Annotated in this window: 12 protein-coding genes; 3 read left to right on the forward strand and 9 right to left on the reverse strand. The window is 62.3% G+C overall.

What is annotated here, in order from left to right:
* Nucleotides 1-112 precede the first annotated feature (112 nt).
* Entirely contained in the window at nt 113-2,071 is a 1,959-nt protein-coding gene (locus ACKLLE_RS18415) for an LTA synthase family protein (protein WP_420058706.1), read from the reverse strand.
* Nucleotides 2,072-2,459: 388 nt separating this feature from the next.
* Between ACKLLE_RS18415 and ACKLLE_RS18420 the strand changes: the two genes are divergently transcribed.
* Nucleotides 2,460-4,142 (forward strand): phosphoethanolamine transferase, encoded by a 1,683-nt coding sequence (locus tag ACKLLE_RS18420; RefSeq protein WP_420058707.1) that lies wholly within the window; start codon nt 2,460-2,462, stop codon nt 4,140-4,142.
* Here ACKLLE_RS18420 and ACKLLE_RS18425 read toward each other — a convergent pair.
* From ACKLLE_RS18425 to puuE, 7 genes are all read right to left on the reverse strand, one after another.
* Entirely contained in the window at nt 4,126-4,908 is a 783-nt protein-coding gene (locus ACKLLE_RS18425; RefSeq protein ID WP_064302569.1) for an outer membrane protein OmpK, read from the reverse strand. The genes ACKLLE_RS18420 and ACKLLE_RS18425 overlap by 17 nt on opposite strands.
* 350 nt (nt 4,909-5,258) lie before the next feature.
* A complete protein-coding gene (locus tag ACKLLE_RS18430) occupies nt 5,259-6,047 on the reverse strand; it encodes an outer membrane protein OmpK (RefSeq protein ID WP_064302570.1) in 789 nt (262 codons plus the stop codon).
* A gap of 138 nt (nt 6,048-6,185) precedes the next feature.
* Entirely contained in the window at nt 6,186-7,541 is a 1,356-nt protein-coding gene (locus ACKLLE_RS18435) for a nucleobase:cation symporter-2 family protein (RefSeq protein ID WP_009396146.1), read from the reverse strand.
* A gap of 128 nt (nt 7,542-7,669) precedes the next feature.
* Nucleotides 7,670-9,031, reverse strand: a complete 1,362-nt coding sequence (locus ACKLLE_RS18440; protein ID WP_009396148.1) for a urate hydroxylase PuuD — start codon at nt 9,029-9,031, stop codon at nt 7,670-7,672.
* A 48-nt stretch (nt 9,032-9,079) separates the two neighbouring features.
* Nucleotides 9,080-9,583, reverse strand: coding sequence for an ureidoglycolate lyase (locus ACKLLE_RS18445; protein WP_009396150.1), 504 nt, complete (start codon nt 9,581-9,583; stop codon nt 9,080-9,082).
* Between the two features lie 54 nt (nt 9,584-9,637).
* Complete coding sequence (gene uraD / locus ACKLLE_RS18450; RefSeq protein ID WP_064302572.1) at nt 9,638-10,153, reverse strand: 2-oxo-4-hydroxy-4-carboxy-5-ureidoimidazoline decarboxylase; 516 nt, start codon at nt 10,151-10,153, stop codon at nt 9,638-9,640.
* A complete protein-coding gene (gene puuE, locus ACKLLE_RS18455; protein ID WP_009396154.1) occupies nt 10,150-11,079 on the reverse strand; it encodes an allantoinase PuuE in 930 nt (309 codons plus the stop codon). The genes uraD and puuE overlap by 4 nt, the downstream gene beginning before the upstream one ends.
* Nucleotides 11,080-11,468: 389 nt before the next feature.
* Here puuE and uraH point away from each other — a divergent pair, with 389 nt between their 5' ends.
* Complete coding sequence (uraH, locus tag ACKLLE_RS18460) at nt 11,469-11,822, forward strand: hydroxyisourate hydrolase (protein ID WP_009396156.1); 354 nt, start codon at nt 11,469-11,471, stop codon at nt 11,820-11,822.
* Between the two features lie 224 nt (nt 11,823-12,046).
* Here uraH and ACKLLE_RS18465 read toward each other — a convergent pair whose 3' ends face one another.
* Nucleotides 12,047-13,282, reverse strand: coding sequence for an NCS2 family permease (locus ACKLLE_RS18465; RefSeq protein WP_240160561.1), 1,236 nt, complete (start codon nt 13,280-13,282; stop codon nt 12,047-12,049).
* A 467-nt stretch (nt 13,283-13,749) separates the two neighbouring features.
* On the opposite strand from ACKLLE_RS18465, the gene ACKLLE_RS18470 reads away from it, so the two are divergent.
* Nucleotides 13,750-14,520, forward strand: a complete 771-nt coding sequence (locus ACKLLE_RS18470; protein ID WP_009396159.1) for a GntR family transcriptional regulator — start codon at nt 13,750-13,752, stop codon at nt 14,518-14,520.
* Nucleotides 14,521-14,627: the final 107 nt, after the last annotated feature.

Genomic DNA, 14,627 nt, shown 5'->3' on the forward strand with positions numbered 1-14,627 from the left:
CGGTCAATGTGGGAGCGGGTTCACCCGCGATTACGACGGTGAATTCACTACAGTAATCGCGGGTGAACCCGCTCCCACATTGACCGCGTCGAGGCTCAATCCTTGTAGATTGTTACTGCCCCAGCCCCGCCTGCTCCCGCGGCGCCTCATGGCTCTCCGGCACCCACTCCAGCAGCCGCTGCTTGAACCCGTAGCTGGCGCTTTCGTAATAGGCGATCGCCCGGGTAATCAGCGGATTCTCCACCTCGCCCGGAATCTCCCGGCTTTCCCCCAGTGCCTGCTGGTGCAGGCGCAGGCCGCCGCGTGGGCTGAGAATCGCCAGGTCCTGGCCATCGAACAGCCCCAGGTGCTGGTAGTTGCCGATCAGCACCCGCGGCGGCAACGCGTCTTCCAGCAGCAGGTTGCGTCCGTAGAAGGTCGAGGTGTAGCTCATGTTCAGCAGGCCGAGCAGGGTCGGCGCCAGGTCGATCTGGCTGGCCAGCTTGCCTTCTTCGCGCGGCTCGATCAGCTTCGGCGCGTAGACGAACAGCGGGATCTGGTAGTTCTGCACCGGCAGGTCTTCCTTGCCCGCGCTGCCGGCAGTGTGGTCGGCGACGAAGACGAAGATCGTGTTGTCGAACCAGGGCTTGGTCCGCGCCTCGGCGAGGAACTTGCCGATGGCGTAGTCGGTGTACTTCACCGCGCCGTCGCGGCCGTTGCCTGACGGAATGTCGATGCGCCCGTCAGGGTAGGTGTAGGGCCGGTGGTTGGAGGTGGTCATCAGTTGCAGCAGGAAGGGCACCTGGTTGGCGTGGTCGGCATCGGCCAGCTTGATCGCCTGCTTGTACAGGTCTTCGTCGGACATGCCCCAGGCGTTCTTGAAGCTGATGTCCTGCTCGTCGACGCTGCTTTGGTCGACGATGCGATAGCCGTTGCCGCTGAAGAAGGCGTTCATGTTGTCGAAGTAACCGCGCCCGCCGTAGACGAATACGGCGTCGTAACCCACCTCGCTCAGTTGCTGGCCAAGGCTGGCGAAGCCGCCTTCACGGCCGATGCGCTTGACGATGGAGCGCCCGGGCGTTGGTGGGATCGACAGGGTGATGGCTTCCAGGCCGCGGTCGGTGCGGGTGCCGGTGGCATAGAAGTTGTTGAAGTACAGGCTTTGCTTGCGTAGGGCGTCGAGGTTGGGGCTCAGGTTGCGCGGGTCGCCGTTGCTGCCCAGGTACTTGGCGCTGAGGCTTTCGATGGTGACCAGGATGATGTTCGGCGTACGTGCTGTGCCCGGGTTGCTCACGGTACGGCGGATGTCCAGCGGCTCATTGCCGATGAAGGTCACGCCCGGCTCGTTCAGTTCGTCGCGCATCTGCCGGGCGGTGACCGCTTCGGGCAGGGTGCTGTAGAACTGCTGGTAGTCCAGCTCGTTGTTGCGGAAGGCGGCGAAGAACTGGTACGGGCCGTTGCTCGCCAGCTCGCGCTGGTAGGTATTGCCGCCCTGGCTGCGCAGGCTGTCCTGGTCGGCGAACTGCACGCACAGCAGGGCCGCGACGGCGATGCCGGCAGTTTGCAAGGCGCGCTGGCGCAGGCTCGGGTAGGGCGCCTCGAAGACCCAGCGTAGCGGCTTGATCAAGGCCAGGACCAGGGCCAGGGTCAGCAGGCCAAGGATGCTCAGCAGAAGGGCGATCGGGTAGGACTCGAGGATGTTGTTCAGCACTTCATCCGAGTACACCAGGTAATCCACGGCGATGAAGTTGAAGCGCACCCCGAACTCGTCCCAGAACAGCCATTCGGCCACCGCGGTGAACAGCATGATGTAGAGGCTGATCGCGAGGATGCCCACCAGCAGCCAGCGGGTCACCCGCGCCTGCCACAGCCGGCGCGGGCAGAGCAGGACGAACAGGCTCAGGGGCAGGGCGGCATAGACCAGGAACACCAGGTCGTTGAGCAGGCCCACGGTGAAGACCGAAAAGAACGCATGTCCGGCTTCATCCAGGTGGCTGAACATCAGGGCCGCGCGGGTCAGCAGGAAAACGCCGAGCCAGACGGCGGACAGCAGCAAGAGATAGCGCATGGGCGCTGTTTTGGGGGTGTGCATCGTGAATTCCCTTTATTTGAATAGTCCATTACCTGCAACGGCCTTGTTTGGCAGGTACTGGCGAGTGTAGGCGGGGAAAACTAACAAGGGAAAAGAGAAAGAAATGTAAATGTCATGTATGGAAATGATGAAAAGCCTGGCTAAAGTAACGGGCAGTTGCAACGGGCAAGGAAGTCCGGATTGAAGTAATAACGATTACTATTTTTCTTGCCGCAAGGAAGGGATCTCATGCCTGCCTGGAAGTTGACTTTCGCTATCCATCATCTGGCGTTCTACCTGGCCGCCGTACTGTTCTGGCTGTGTTTCTGCCCTCAACCCGCGCCTGCCGTTTCGCGCTGAGTCGCAGGTTTTTTCAGGGATAGTCGAACAGGTGTCAGGAGACACACTTATGAACGTACAAGCGTCGAGCACGCGGGGCATGCCTGCGCCGTTGCTGGTGTTGCTGGTTGCGCTGTGGATGACACTGGTGATGAACGCGCCCTTCTGGCGCAAGGTCTGGACCGCCACGGGTGGCCTTGAAAATGACAATTCGTTTTTTCTCGGCACGCTTCCTTTATTGGTGCTGGCGTTTAACTTTGTAGTCCTGTGTTTATTGGCATGGGGCCGGTTGGGCAAACTTGTCCTGGTCGTCATGTTGTTGCTGTCGGCCTGCGTCAGTTACTTCATGAGCAACTACGGTGTGATGATCGACTATTCGATGTTGATCAATGCAATGCAGACCGATCGCCGTGAAGTGTTCGATCTGCTCGGCTCGGGGCTGGCGTTCTGGGTGCTGCTGGTGGGCGTGGTGCCGGCAATCGTGGTCAGCCGCATTCCCCTGGCCCGGCCTGGCTATGCGAGGGCGGGCCTGTTCAAGGCGGGCAGCGTGCTGCTGGCATTGGCGCTGATCGCCCTGATCCTGGCGCTGGCCTACCAGTCCTACGCCTCGCTGCTGCGCAACCACCGTGAACTGCGCCTGATGCTGGTGCCATCGAACCTGGTCGGTGCGCTGCACAGTTATGCCAAGCGCCAATTGCGCACGCCCTTGACCCTGGAGCCGGTCGGGCTGGATGCGGCGCTCCAGGTCAATTCCGCCACCGCCGGCCGGCACAAGGTGGTGGTGCTGGTGGTCGGTGAAACCGCGCGGGCGGCGAGTTTTTCGCTCAACGGCTACGAGCGGCAGACCAATCCGGCGCTGGCGGCCCGGGAGGTGGTCAGTTTCAGCGAGGTCAGCGCCTGTGGCACCGCCACGGCGATCTCGGTGCCCTGCATGTTCCAGGACCTGGGCCGCCGCGAGTACCGCAGCATCCACGCCAAAAGTCGCGAAAACCTGCTCGATGTGCTGCAGCGGGCAGGCGTGGCGGTGCTCTGGCGCGACAACAACTCGGGCTGCAAGGGCGCCTGCGACCGGGTGCCCAGCGAGGAGGTGGACAAGCTGCACATCCCCGGGATCTGCACGACCGATGGCTGCTTCGACGAGGCCTTGCTGCATGGCCTGGCGGAGCGGATCGACAGCAGCAGCGACGACACCCTCATCGTCCTGCACATGCTCGGCAGCCATGGCCCGGCCTATTACAAGCGCTATCCCCAGGCCTTTCGCCGCTTCACCCCGACCTGCGACAGCAGCCAGCTGGACAAATGCGACAACGCCGCCATCGTCAATGCCTACGACAATTCGATCCTTTACACCGACCACGTGCTTGGGCAACTGCTCGACCTGCTGAAGGCGCGCGCACAGCGTTTCGACACGGCGATGCTCTATGTGTCCGATCATGGCGAATCGCTGGGAGAGAAGGGCGTCTACCTGCATGGGCTGCCGTATGCCATGGCGCCGAGCGAGCAGATCCGGGTACCGATGGTGGCGTGGCTGTCGGAAGGTTTCGCCAGAAGCGGCGGGGCGAGCATGGAGTGCTTGCGCGGACGGCGTGACAGCGCGCTGTCCCACGATAACCTGTTCCATTCGATGCTGGGCCTGATGGGCGTCAGCACCTCGGTCTATCGCGAGGAACTGGACCTGTTCAGGCCCTGCGGTGCAGGGCCCGGACAGGTTGCCGCCGCAGCGGCGAACGACGCGGTTAGAAGTGCACCTTGACCAGCAGGCTGGCGGTGTTCTGGTTGGTATCGAAGAACTTGCTGTCCTTGATGCCGTACTTGTCCGACCAGTAGTCGTACTCGATACCGACGTACAGTTGCTTCTCGCCGAAGCTCAGGGCCTTGCCCAGGTCGTACTTGATCTGCGGGTTGAAGTGCAGGTTGGCGTGGTAGGTGCCCTGGCTGTTCTCGTCGTTATCCACCACCCAGTCCATGAAGCCGTCGATCAGGATGTCGGACTTGCCCACGGGAATGGTGTAGGCCCAGACCGGCGTGATCTGCCAGACGTTGTCGCCGGCACGGCTGCCTTCGGTGTGGCGGTTGTAGAAGTTCAGCTGGAAGTAGTCGAAGCCCGGCACGTCGAGGTCGAAGCCCGGACCGATCAGGTAGGCCTCGGTGTCGCCTTCGCCGAACTCGTAGGTCATGGCCAGCAATACGTCCTTGACCGGGCCGAAGGACAGGTCCTGGCCGAGGATCTTGCCGAACGACAGGCGCGGGCTGAACTCGCCGTAGTAGCTGTTCGGGCCGTTGTTCGCGTCTTTCTGGCCGTTGTAGAAGATCTTGTCGATGAACAGGAAGTTGTCACCGTACTTCCAGGCATCGGCGTGCTCGAAGGTGAAGGTCTGCTGGATTTCCGGGTTGACGGCGAAATCCTTGCCGTACAGGTAGGTCAGGCTGTTGTTCTGCCACAGCAGCAGGTCGTCGGCCATCGCGGAACTGGCGGCCAGCAGGCCCCCGGCGAGGATCAGGCGGTTGGTAAAGCGCATCGGGTAGCTCCCTTGATCGATTCTGTTAGCAACGCTCTTGAGTCGGCGTCGTCGGGTTGAGCGTGTTGTCTTTCGGGTCAGCTTTTTGCGATCGCCCACGAAAAAAGGGCAAGCGCTGGTCCCACCTTCCCGGAAGGGTGCAGCAATCCTGCTCGACGTCTTTCTGAACAGTTCACAACGGTTACGACTGTTGGCGCTTGCGCTGGCCAACCGCCCGTTTTCATTGACTGGACGGTCAGCAAACGCGGGCGGAATCCCTCCGCCCGGGTCGAGGGGGCGCGCAGATTACTGGCTTGCGCGCTGGCCCTCAAGTGCCCCTCTCCAGAAGCACCTACGCAGATCAGGTTTTTTTAGAAGTGCACTTTGATCAACGCACTGGTCACGCTCTGGTTGGTATCGAGCCGGTCGCTGTTCTCGATGCCGTATTTGTCTTTCCAGTAGCTGTATTCGATACCCACGTAGAGCTGCTTGGCCCCGAGTTTCAGGGCCTTGCCCAGGTCGTATTTGACCTGCGGGTTGAACTGCAGGTTGGCGTGGTAGGTGCCGCGGCGCTTGGTCTCGTCGTTGTCCACCACCCAGTCCATGTAGCCGTCGATGAGGATGTCGGACGAACCCACGGGGATGGTGTAGGAGAACGTCGGGGTGATTTGCCAGACGTTATCGCCGGCACGGCTGCCTTCGGTGTGGCGGTTGTAGAAATTCAGGGTGAAATAGTTGAAGCCGGGAATCGCCAGGTCGAAGCCGGGGCCGATCAGGTAGGCCTCGTTGTCGCCTTCGCCGGACTCGTAGCTCAGGGCCAGCAGCACATCCTTGATCGGGCCCAGCTCGATCTTGCGGTCGAAGATCTTGCCGAAGGAGAAGCGTTCGGTGAACTCGCCGTAGTAGGTGCGGTAGCCTTTGCCGCGGTCGGCCTGGCCGTTGTAGAAGATCTTGTCGACGAACAGGAAGGTGTCGCCGTACTTCCACTTGTTGGCGTGTTCGAAGGTGATGGTCTGCTGGATCGCAGGGTTGACCTTGAAGTCCTTGCCGTACAAATAGCTGAGGCTGTTGGATTGCCACAGCAGAAGATCCCCCGCTACCGCTGGAAGGCTTGCCAGCAAACTGCTGCCCAGGAGAAGGGAAGTGGTGGTGCGTTTCATGTTGTGATTCCCGGCTAATTATTGTTGTTCGTTGCGCTTTCTTCGGCGCGAAGCGCCCCGACCGGCCCGCTCCCACGGGTCGGCGGTATTGCGTGTTGCTCGGGGAGTGCGGGGTGGCCATGCGCCACCCCTACAGCCTCAATGGTGCGCGGCGGCCTGGTTGTGCGAGGCGCGTTCGGCGCCGCCGAGGATGTTGAACAGCAGGTTCAGCACCAGCGCGCTGACCGTCGCCATGGCAATGCCGCTATGGGTGATGGGCTCCATCCATTGCGGCATCTGCGCGAAGAACTCCGGACGGACCACCGGAATCAGGCCCATGCCGACGCTCACGGCCACCAGCAACTGGTTGCGCCGGTCGCTGATATCGGCTTCCTGGAGAATCTTGATCCCGGTAGCGGCCACCATGCCGAACATGGCGATCGAGGCACCGCCCAGAACCGCCGGAGGAATCGAGGCGATCAGGAAGGCCGCTTTCGGCAGCAGACTCAGAAGGATCAGCAAGCCACCGGCCACCACCGTTACGTAACGGCAGCGCACGCCGGTCATCTGCACCAGGCCGATGTTCTGGGCGAACGAGGAGTGGGTGAAGGTGTTGAAGAACCCGGCGACGAACGACGCACCGGCGTCGCACATCAGGCCGCGACGCAGCATGCCCGGGGTCACTTCGCGGTCGGTGACCTTGCCCAGGGCGAGGAACATGCCGGTGGACTCGACGAAGATGATCACCACCACCAGGCACATGGACAGGATCGGCGCCAGGCTGAAGGTCGGCATGCCGAAGTGCAGCGGGGTCACCACTTGCAGCCAGGGCGCCTGGTCCAGGCCGGTGAGATCGACCATGCCGATGGAGCCGGCCAGGATGTAGCCCAGGCCCATGCCGATCAACACCGACACATTGACCCAGAAGCCCCGCATGAAGCGGTTGACCAGCAGGATGGTGGCCAGCACCAGGCCGGCGACGGTCAGGTAGATCGGCGAGCCGAAGGTGGACGCCTCGACGCCGCCACCCGCCCAGTTCACCGCCACCGGGAACAGCGACAGGCCGATGGAGGTGATCACCGTACCGGTGACCAGCGGCGGGAAGAAACGCACCACCTTGGACATGAAGGGCGCGATCAGCATGCCGAAGAACCCGGCGGCGATGGTCGCGCCGAAGATCCCCTGCAAACCGACGCCGGGCATCCCGGCCATGGCCACCATGCTGCCCACGGCGGCGAAGCTGGCACCCATCATCACCGGCATGCGGATGCCGACAGCACCAATGCCGAACGACTGGACGATGGTGGCGACACCGGCGACCAGCAGATCGGCATTGATCAGGAAAGCGACTTCTTCTCGGGAGAGTCCGGCAGCCTGTCCGATGATCAGCGGCACCGCGATGGCGCCTCCGTACATCAGCAATACGTGCTGCAGACCCACGAGGATGAGTTGCAGCAGGGGCAGCGGCTGTCGTGGCGGCGCATCGGGGATGTACGCCTGGCGAGACTCGGACATGCAGCACCTCGAGTTTTGTTGTTATTTTTTTGAGCCGCAGCGCCCGGGCGGCAGGCCTTTCGGCCCGTGGTTCCCGTCCGGGGCGCCGCGTGAAGCTTGCAGCGGTGTTACGCGTGTTGCGGGGTGGATCAGTTGACCTTGGCGCCGTTGGCGATCCAGTCACCGACCAGCTTGCGTTCTTCGGCAGTCATCTGGGTGATGTTGCCCAGCGGCATGATCTGGCTGGCGACGGCCTGGGCCTGGATGCGCGGGGCCATGGCCTGGATCTGTTGCGGGGTGTCGAGCATCACGCCGGCAGGTGCGGCGCTGAACAGCGGGCTGGTCGGTTTGGCCGAGTGGCACACGGTGCAGCGTTCCTGGATGACGTTATGGATCTTGTCGAAACCGGCACCGCCGGCAGCGGCGGTGGCTTGCGCAGGGGCTTCGGCCGGGGCGGCTGGCGCGGCCGGTTCGGCGGGCTTGGCCTGTGCGGCTTGCCAGGCGGCGGCCTTTTCTTCCTCGGCACGCTCGGCGGCGGTCTTGCCACCCAGTGCGGTTTCCGGCAGCGGCTGGTATTCGATCTTCGCCGCAGCTTGCTCCGGCGCCGTGCTCGGTACCCGGGCAGGACCGGTGACATAGGCCAGGCAGATCATCGCCAGTGCGCCGGCAGGCAGGGCCCAGGCGTACTTGTTGCTGTCGTGGCGGGTGTTGAAGTAGTGACGGATCAGCACCGCCGCGACCGCGATACCGGCCAGGATCGCCCAGTTGTACTTGCTGCCGTAGGTGCTCGGGAAGTGGTTGCTGATCATGATGAACAGCACCGGCAGGGTGAAGTAGTTGTTGTGCCGCGAGCGCAGCAGGCCCTTGGCCGGCAGCACCGGATCCGGGGTCTGGTTGGCTTCGATCGCCGCCACCAGCTGGCGCTGGGCCGGCATGATGATGCGGAACACGTTACCGACCATGATGGTGCCGATGATGGCGCCGGTGTGCAGGTACGCACCACGACCGCTGAACACCTGGCTGAAGCCGTAGCAGGCCGCGATGATCAGCACGAACAGGACCAGGCCGAGCAGGGCGGGTTGCTTGCCCAGTGGCGAGTCGCAGAGGAAGTCGTAGATGAACCAGGCGGCGATCAGCGAGCCGACACCGATGGCCACGCCTTCAAAGCCGGTCAGGGTGCTGCCCGGCGCCAGCAGGTAAAGGGTCGGCTGCCAGTAGAACACCAGGCACAGCAGGGCGATGCCGGACATCCAGGTGAAGTAGGCTTCCCATTTGAACCAGTGCAGGTTCTCCGGCATTTTCGGCGGTGCCAGCTTGTACTTCTCCAGGTGGTAGATACCGCCACCATGGATCGCCCAAAGGTCACCCGACAGCCCGTCCCGCGGGTTGGCGCGGTTCAGGTTGTTTTCCAGCCAGACGAAGTAGAACGACGCGCCGATCCAGGCCACGCCAGTGATCATGTGAACCCAGCGCACGCTCAGGTTCAGCCATTCCAACAGATGTGCTTCCACAGTCTTGTACCTCTTGCCGGCCACCGAAATACGGTGTTCGGCCTTCTCTTATTGGTGGGGATTGAGGATCAGTTGCTCATCCTCGGTAAAGAAATGCTCGTCGCAGTTGTTGCCGGAACCACTGCGATCAACCACCAGGAAGTCATCCCGCTTTTCGATCGTCAGCACCGGGTGGTGCCAGACGCCGCGATGGTAATTGACGCCCTGCCTGCCATTGCTGACGAAGGCACGGACGTGACCTGATACAGGTGCATCGCCAAGTGGCGCGACCACGATCAGAAAGGGGTTGCCGAGCAGCGGAATGAAAGCCTGGCTGCCCAGCGGATGGCGTTCCAGCATGCGTACGGTCAGCGGCATGTCCAGCGCGTCGGCGCGGAAGATGCTGATGATCGCCTTGTCTTCCGGCTGGGCGGTTTCCACCGTGGCCAGCTTGTGGAAGCGCATGGTCGAGCCGTTGTTGATCATGAAGTGGTCGCTGCCGTCGGTTTCGATCACGTCACCGAAGGGGGCGAAGGCTTCTTTGGTCAGGGGCTCGATCACTAGAGTACGCATGCTTTTATTCTCTGAATTCTGTGTTGTATGTCGTCAGGCGCCGCGGCGCGGGTCTTACAGTTGCAGCAGGCGGAACAGGGCGATCAGGTTGATCTGCGCCAGGGCTTCCTTGAATTCGGTATCGGCATCGTTATGGATGCGGGTCTCGAAGGAGGCGAGGATCTGGTGCCGGTTGCTGCCTTTCACCGCCATGATGAAGGGGAACTTGAATTTGGCCTTGTAGGCGTCGTTGAGCTCGGTGAAGCGGGCGAACTCTTCGGCGGTGCACTGGTGGATGCCGGCGCCGGCCTGCTCGTTGGTGCTCGACTCGGTCAGCTCGCCCTGGATCGCGGCCTTGCCGGCGAGGTCCGGGTGAGCGTTGATCAGCGCCAGCTGGGCGGCGTGATCGGCGCTGAGAAGGATGTCGCTCATGCGCTGGTGCAGGTTCTCGATCTGGTCCAGCTCCTGGAGCTGGCCGAGGTCATAGGCCTTCTCCGCCACCCAGGGCGAATGCTCGTAGATGTCGGCGAACGCCTTGACGAACGCGGCGCGGTCCAGGGTCGAGGGAGTCAGGGTCTTGAAAGCGGTCATTGCGAAATCTCGGCGTTGAAAGGGTGGGTGGCGTGCCAGTGGCGGGCGATGTCCACGCGACGGGCAAACCAGACCTGGTCGTGGCTCTTGGCGTAGTCGATGAAGCGCTTGAGCGAGGCCAGGCGTGCCGGACGGCCGACCAGGCGGCAGTGCAGGCCGATGGAGAGCATCTTCGGCGCGGTTGCGCCTTCTTCGTAGAGCACGTCGAAGGCGTCCTTCAGGTACTGGAAGAACTGCTCGCCGCAGTTGAAACCCTGGACCTGGGTGAAGCGCATGTCATTGGTGTCCAGGGTGTAGGGGATCACCAGGTGCGGCTTGCCGGTCGGGTTGTTCGGCTCCCAGTAGGGCAGGTCGTCGTCGTAGGTATCGCTGTCGTAGAGGAAACCGCCTTCCTCCATCACCAGGCGCCGGGTGTTCGGGCCGGTGCGGCCGGTGTACCAGCCCAGCGGACGCTCGCCGGTCAGTTCGGTGAGGATGCGGATGGCTTCGAGCATGTGCTCGCGCTCCTGGGCCTCGTCCATGTATTGGTAGTCGATCCAGCGGTAGCCGTGGCTGCAGATCTCGTGGCCGGCCTCGACCATGGCGCGGATCACGTCCGGATGGCGCTGGGCGGCCATGGCCACGGCGAAGATGGTCAGTGGTACGCCGCTGTCCTTGAACAGCTTGAGCAGGCGCCACACGCCGGCGCGGCTACCGTATTCGTAGAGCGACTCCATGCTCATGTTGCGCACGCCCTGCAGCGGCTGGGCGGCGACCATCTCGGAGAGGAAGGCTTCGGATTCCTTGTCGCCGTGGAGGACGTTGCGCTCGCCACCTTCTTCGTAATTGAGCACGAAAGACAACGCGACACGCGCATTCCCCGGCCAGTGCGGATGAGGAGGGGTATTGCCATAACCGATCAGGTCGCGAGGATAATCAGCGCTCACTGCAGTCTTCCTTCTTGTACGTGAAAACGGAGGGTTGTGGCATGCGCAGGTTTGCGGCGGGCCACGACGATGGAGTGATTGTATACAACTTTATTTACGATTTGTAAGCCTGTTTTTTCCCATTTCTTCGTCGCACCCTGCTGTATATGCCTAGCAAGAAATCTGCCTGATTGGTCAGCTAATGACGCTGGCGTCGTTATCGGGCGTGGCCTGGCGAATAATGGAGGGTTGCCGGGGGTGTGTAGCGCTGAATCGTAAAATTGCCAGAAAAATTGTGTACAATTTTTCGATAAAATGTCTTAATGCTTCCACCGCCGCCTGCCACTGTGTTTCCCTCTGGTGCAGGCGGGTATTTTTTGCCCATAGAGTGAACACGAGGCGATCAAGCAATGGGACGTTTGACCACGCATGTACTGGATGCCGCACATGGCTGCCCTGGCAGCTCGATCAAGGTCGAGCTGTACCGCGTCGAAGGCCAGCAACTGGAGCTGGTGACCACCGCGCTGACCAACAGCGACGGCCGTGTCGACGCGCCGCTGCTGCAGGGCGATGACTACCGCAGTGGCGTCTACCAACTGCAGTTCAGCGCTGGCGACTACTACCGCGCCCGTGGCGTGCAACTGCCCGAGCCGGCGTTCCTCGATGTGGTGGTGCTGCGGTTCGGCATCAACGACAAGCAGGATCACTACCACGTGCCGCTGCTGATCTCGCCCTACAGTTACTCGACCTATCGTGGAAGCTAGTTGGTCGCTAGAAGAATCTTCGTAGGTCCTTGGCCCGCTCACACTGGCGGGCTTTTTTTCGTCTGCTGTTTTTGTGGTGTTCTTCCGGGCCTCATCGCTGGCAAGCCAGCTCCTACAGGGCAATACAGACCCTGTGGGAGCTGGCTTGCCAGCGATGAGGCCCGGGAGAGCACCCACAAAAAAGCCCCACCCGAAGGTGAGGCTCTCTGCCCTGCATCCAACCCTTACAGGAAGATGAACTTGGCAATGAAGATCGCGCACAGCACCCACAGGCTGGCGGAGATCTCCTTGTGCTTGCCGGTGAAGGCCTTGAGCACCACATAGGTAATGAAGCCCAGGGCGATGCCGTCGGCCACCGAGAAGGTCAGCGGCATCATGATCACGGTGACGATCGCCGGAATGCTGTCGGTGGCTTCGTCCCATTCGATATGGGCCATGCTGCCCATCATCAGCATCGCCACATAGATCAGCGCACCGGCCGTGGCATAGGCCGGGATCATGCCGGCCAGCGGAGCGAAGAACATCGCCGCGATGAACAGTACGCCCACCACCACGGCGGTCAGCCCAGTACGCCCGCCGGCAGCGACGCCTGCGGCACTTTCCACGTAGCTGGTCACCGGCGGCACGCCCACCACTGCACCGAACACGCTGGAGGCGCTATCGGCCTTGAGGGCGCGGGACAGGTTTTCGATGCGCCCGTCGGCATTCACCAGGTTGGCGCGCTGGGCCACGCCCATCAGGGTGCCGGCGGTGTCGAACATGTGCACGAAGAGGAAGGCCAGGACCACCGCGATCATGCTGACGTTGAACACCCCGGCCACATCCATGGCCATCCAGGTCGGCGCCAGGCTTGGCGGCAGCGAGAACACCCCGCCGTACTCCACCAGGCCCAGGCCCCAGCCGGCCAGGGTCACGGTGATGATGCTGATGAGGATCGCGCCGAACACCCGGTGATAGCTGAGCACCGCGATCATCAGGAAGCACAGCGCCGCCAGTAGCGGGCCGGGCTCGTTGAGGTGGCCGAGCTTGATCAGGGTGGCCGGGCTATCGACGACGATGCCCGCGGTCTTGAGGCCGATCAGTCCGAGAAACAATCCGACGCCGGCGCCCATGGCGTGGCGAAGGCTGACCGGGATGCTGTTGAGCAGCCACTCGCGCACGCGGGACAGGGTGAGGAACATGAACAGCACCCCGGACACGAACACCGCGCCCAGCGCGGCCTCCCAGGTGTAGCCCATGGTCCCGACCACGGTGTAGGTGAAGAAGGCGTTGAGCCCCATGCCCGGCGCCAGGCCCACCGGCCAGTTGGCGTACAGCCCCATCAGCAGGCAGCCGAGGGCGGCGGCGATGCAGGTGGCGACGAACGCCGCACCGTGATCGATGCCGGCATCGGCCATGATGTTGGGGTTGACGAAGATGATGTAGGCCATGGTGATGAAGGTTGTCAGGCCCGCGATCATCTCGGTCTTGACGGTGCTGCCGTGTTGCTTGAGTTTGAAAATCCGTTCCAGCCAGCTCGTTTCGAGCGGTGGAGCAAGATCCAGCGTAGGGGCGTCGGATTTGCGGCTTTCCACAGCGAGTACTCCTCAAGTCTTTCTTGTTTTTCAGAGCTGGTCCTGCACGTTGACTGGGGGCTCTGCGAGGGAAGGTGTCGGCGACTCCGGGCCCCGAGTTGACTTCTGGGTCAGGAAGTTGCCCGGTGGATTATGCTTTTGTATACAAAGAATGCAAATACTGTTTTATTGGATGTGCGCAGTTTGTTTGTCACAAGGGCTATAACGAATGATGGCACCTGCGGAAATGCCAATTGCTGTGTACAATGCGGCAATACCTTATGCCGTCATTTTTCTACCCAGGATTTGCCATCGCCCCACTGGCTGGTATTACAGTCGAGGCCCGATAGGTGAATCTTCGTGCGCGAGTGCCCATGAACGAACAGTTACAACCCCTCAAGAAAGCCCCGCGGGCCGGCAAGACCGGCGGTCGCAGCGGCACCCAGGACGATATTGTCTACGCGCATATCTTCGAAGCCATTCTCGAACAGCGATTGGCCCCGGGTACCAAGTTGAGTGAGGAAGCACTGGGCGAAATCTTCGGCGTCAGCCGCACCATCATCCGCCGTGCCCTGTCGCGCCTGGCCCACGAAAGCGTGGTGCTGCTGCGGCCCAACCGCGGTGCGGTGGTGGCCAGCCCCACCGTCGAGGAAGCGCGCCAGGTGTTCTTCTCCCGGCGCATGGTGGAGCGGGCGATCACCGAGTTGGCGGTGCAGCACGCCACGGCCGAGCAATTGAATGAACTGCGCGAGATGGTGCGCGAGGAGCGCGACAGCTTCTCCCGTGGCGACCGTGGCGCCGGTATCCGTCTCTCCGGCGAATTCCACCTCAAGCTCGCCGAGGCGGCCGGCAATGCGCCGCTGATCAGCTTCCAGCGCAGCCTGGTGTCGCAGACCTCGCTGATCATCGCCCAGTACGAAAGCGGCAACCGCTCGCACTGTTCCTATGACGAGCACATGCAACTGATCGACGCCATCGAGGCCCGCGACGCGGCCAAGGCGGTGGACCTGATGATGCACCACATGGACCACATCGACAGCAAGCTGAACCTGGACGAGGAAAGCGCTTCGGATGATCTGCATGCGGTGTTCTCGCATCTGTTGCAGAGCAAGAAGCGTGGTGGGGCGGTGTCGGCCAAGGGCTGACAAACAAGAAGGGGCTCAAGCAAGAGCCCCTTTTTCGTGGGCACCGCAGGACCCTGTGGGGGGGGGGGGGGGGGGGGGGGGGGGGGGGGGGGGGGGGGGGGGGGGGG

The sequence above is a fragment of the Pseudomonas bharatica genome, from assembly GCF_048586865.1.
Taxonomy (GTDB): domain Bacteria; phylum Pseudomonadota; class Gammaproteobacteria; order Pseudomonadales; family Pseudomonadaceae; genus Aquipseudomonas; species Aquipseudomonas bharatica.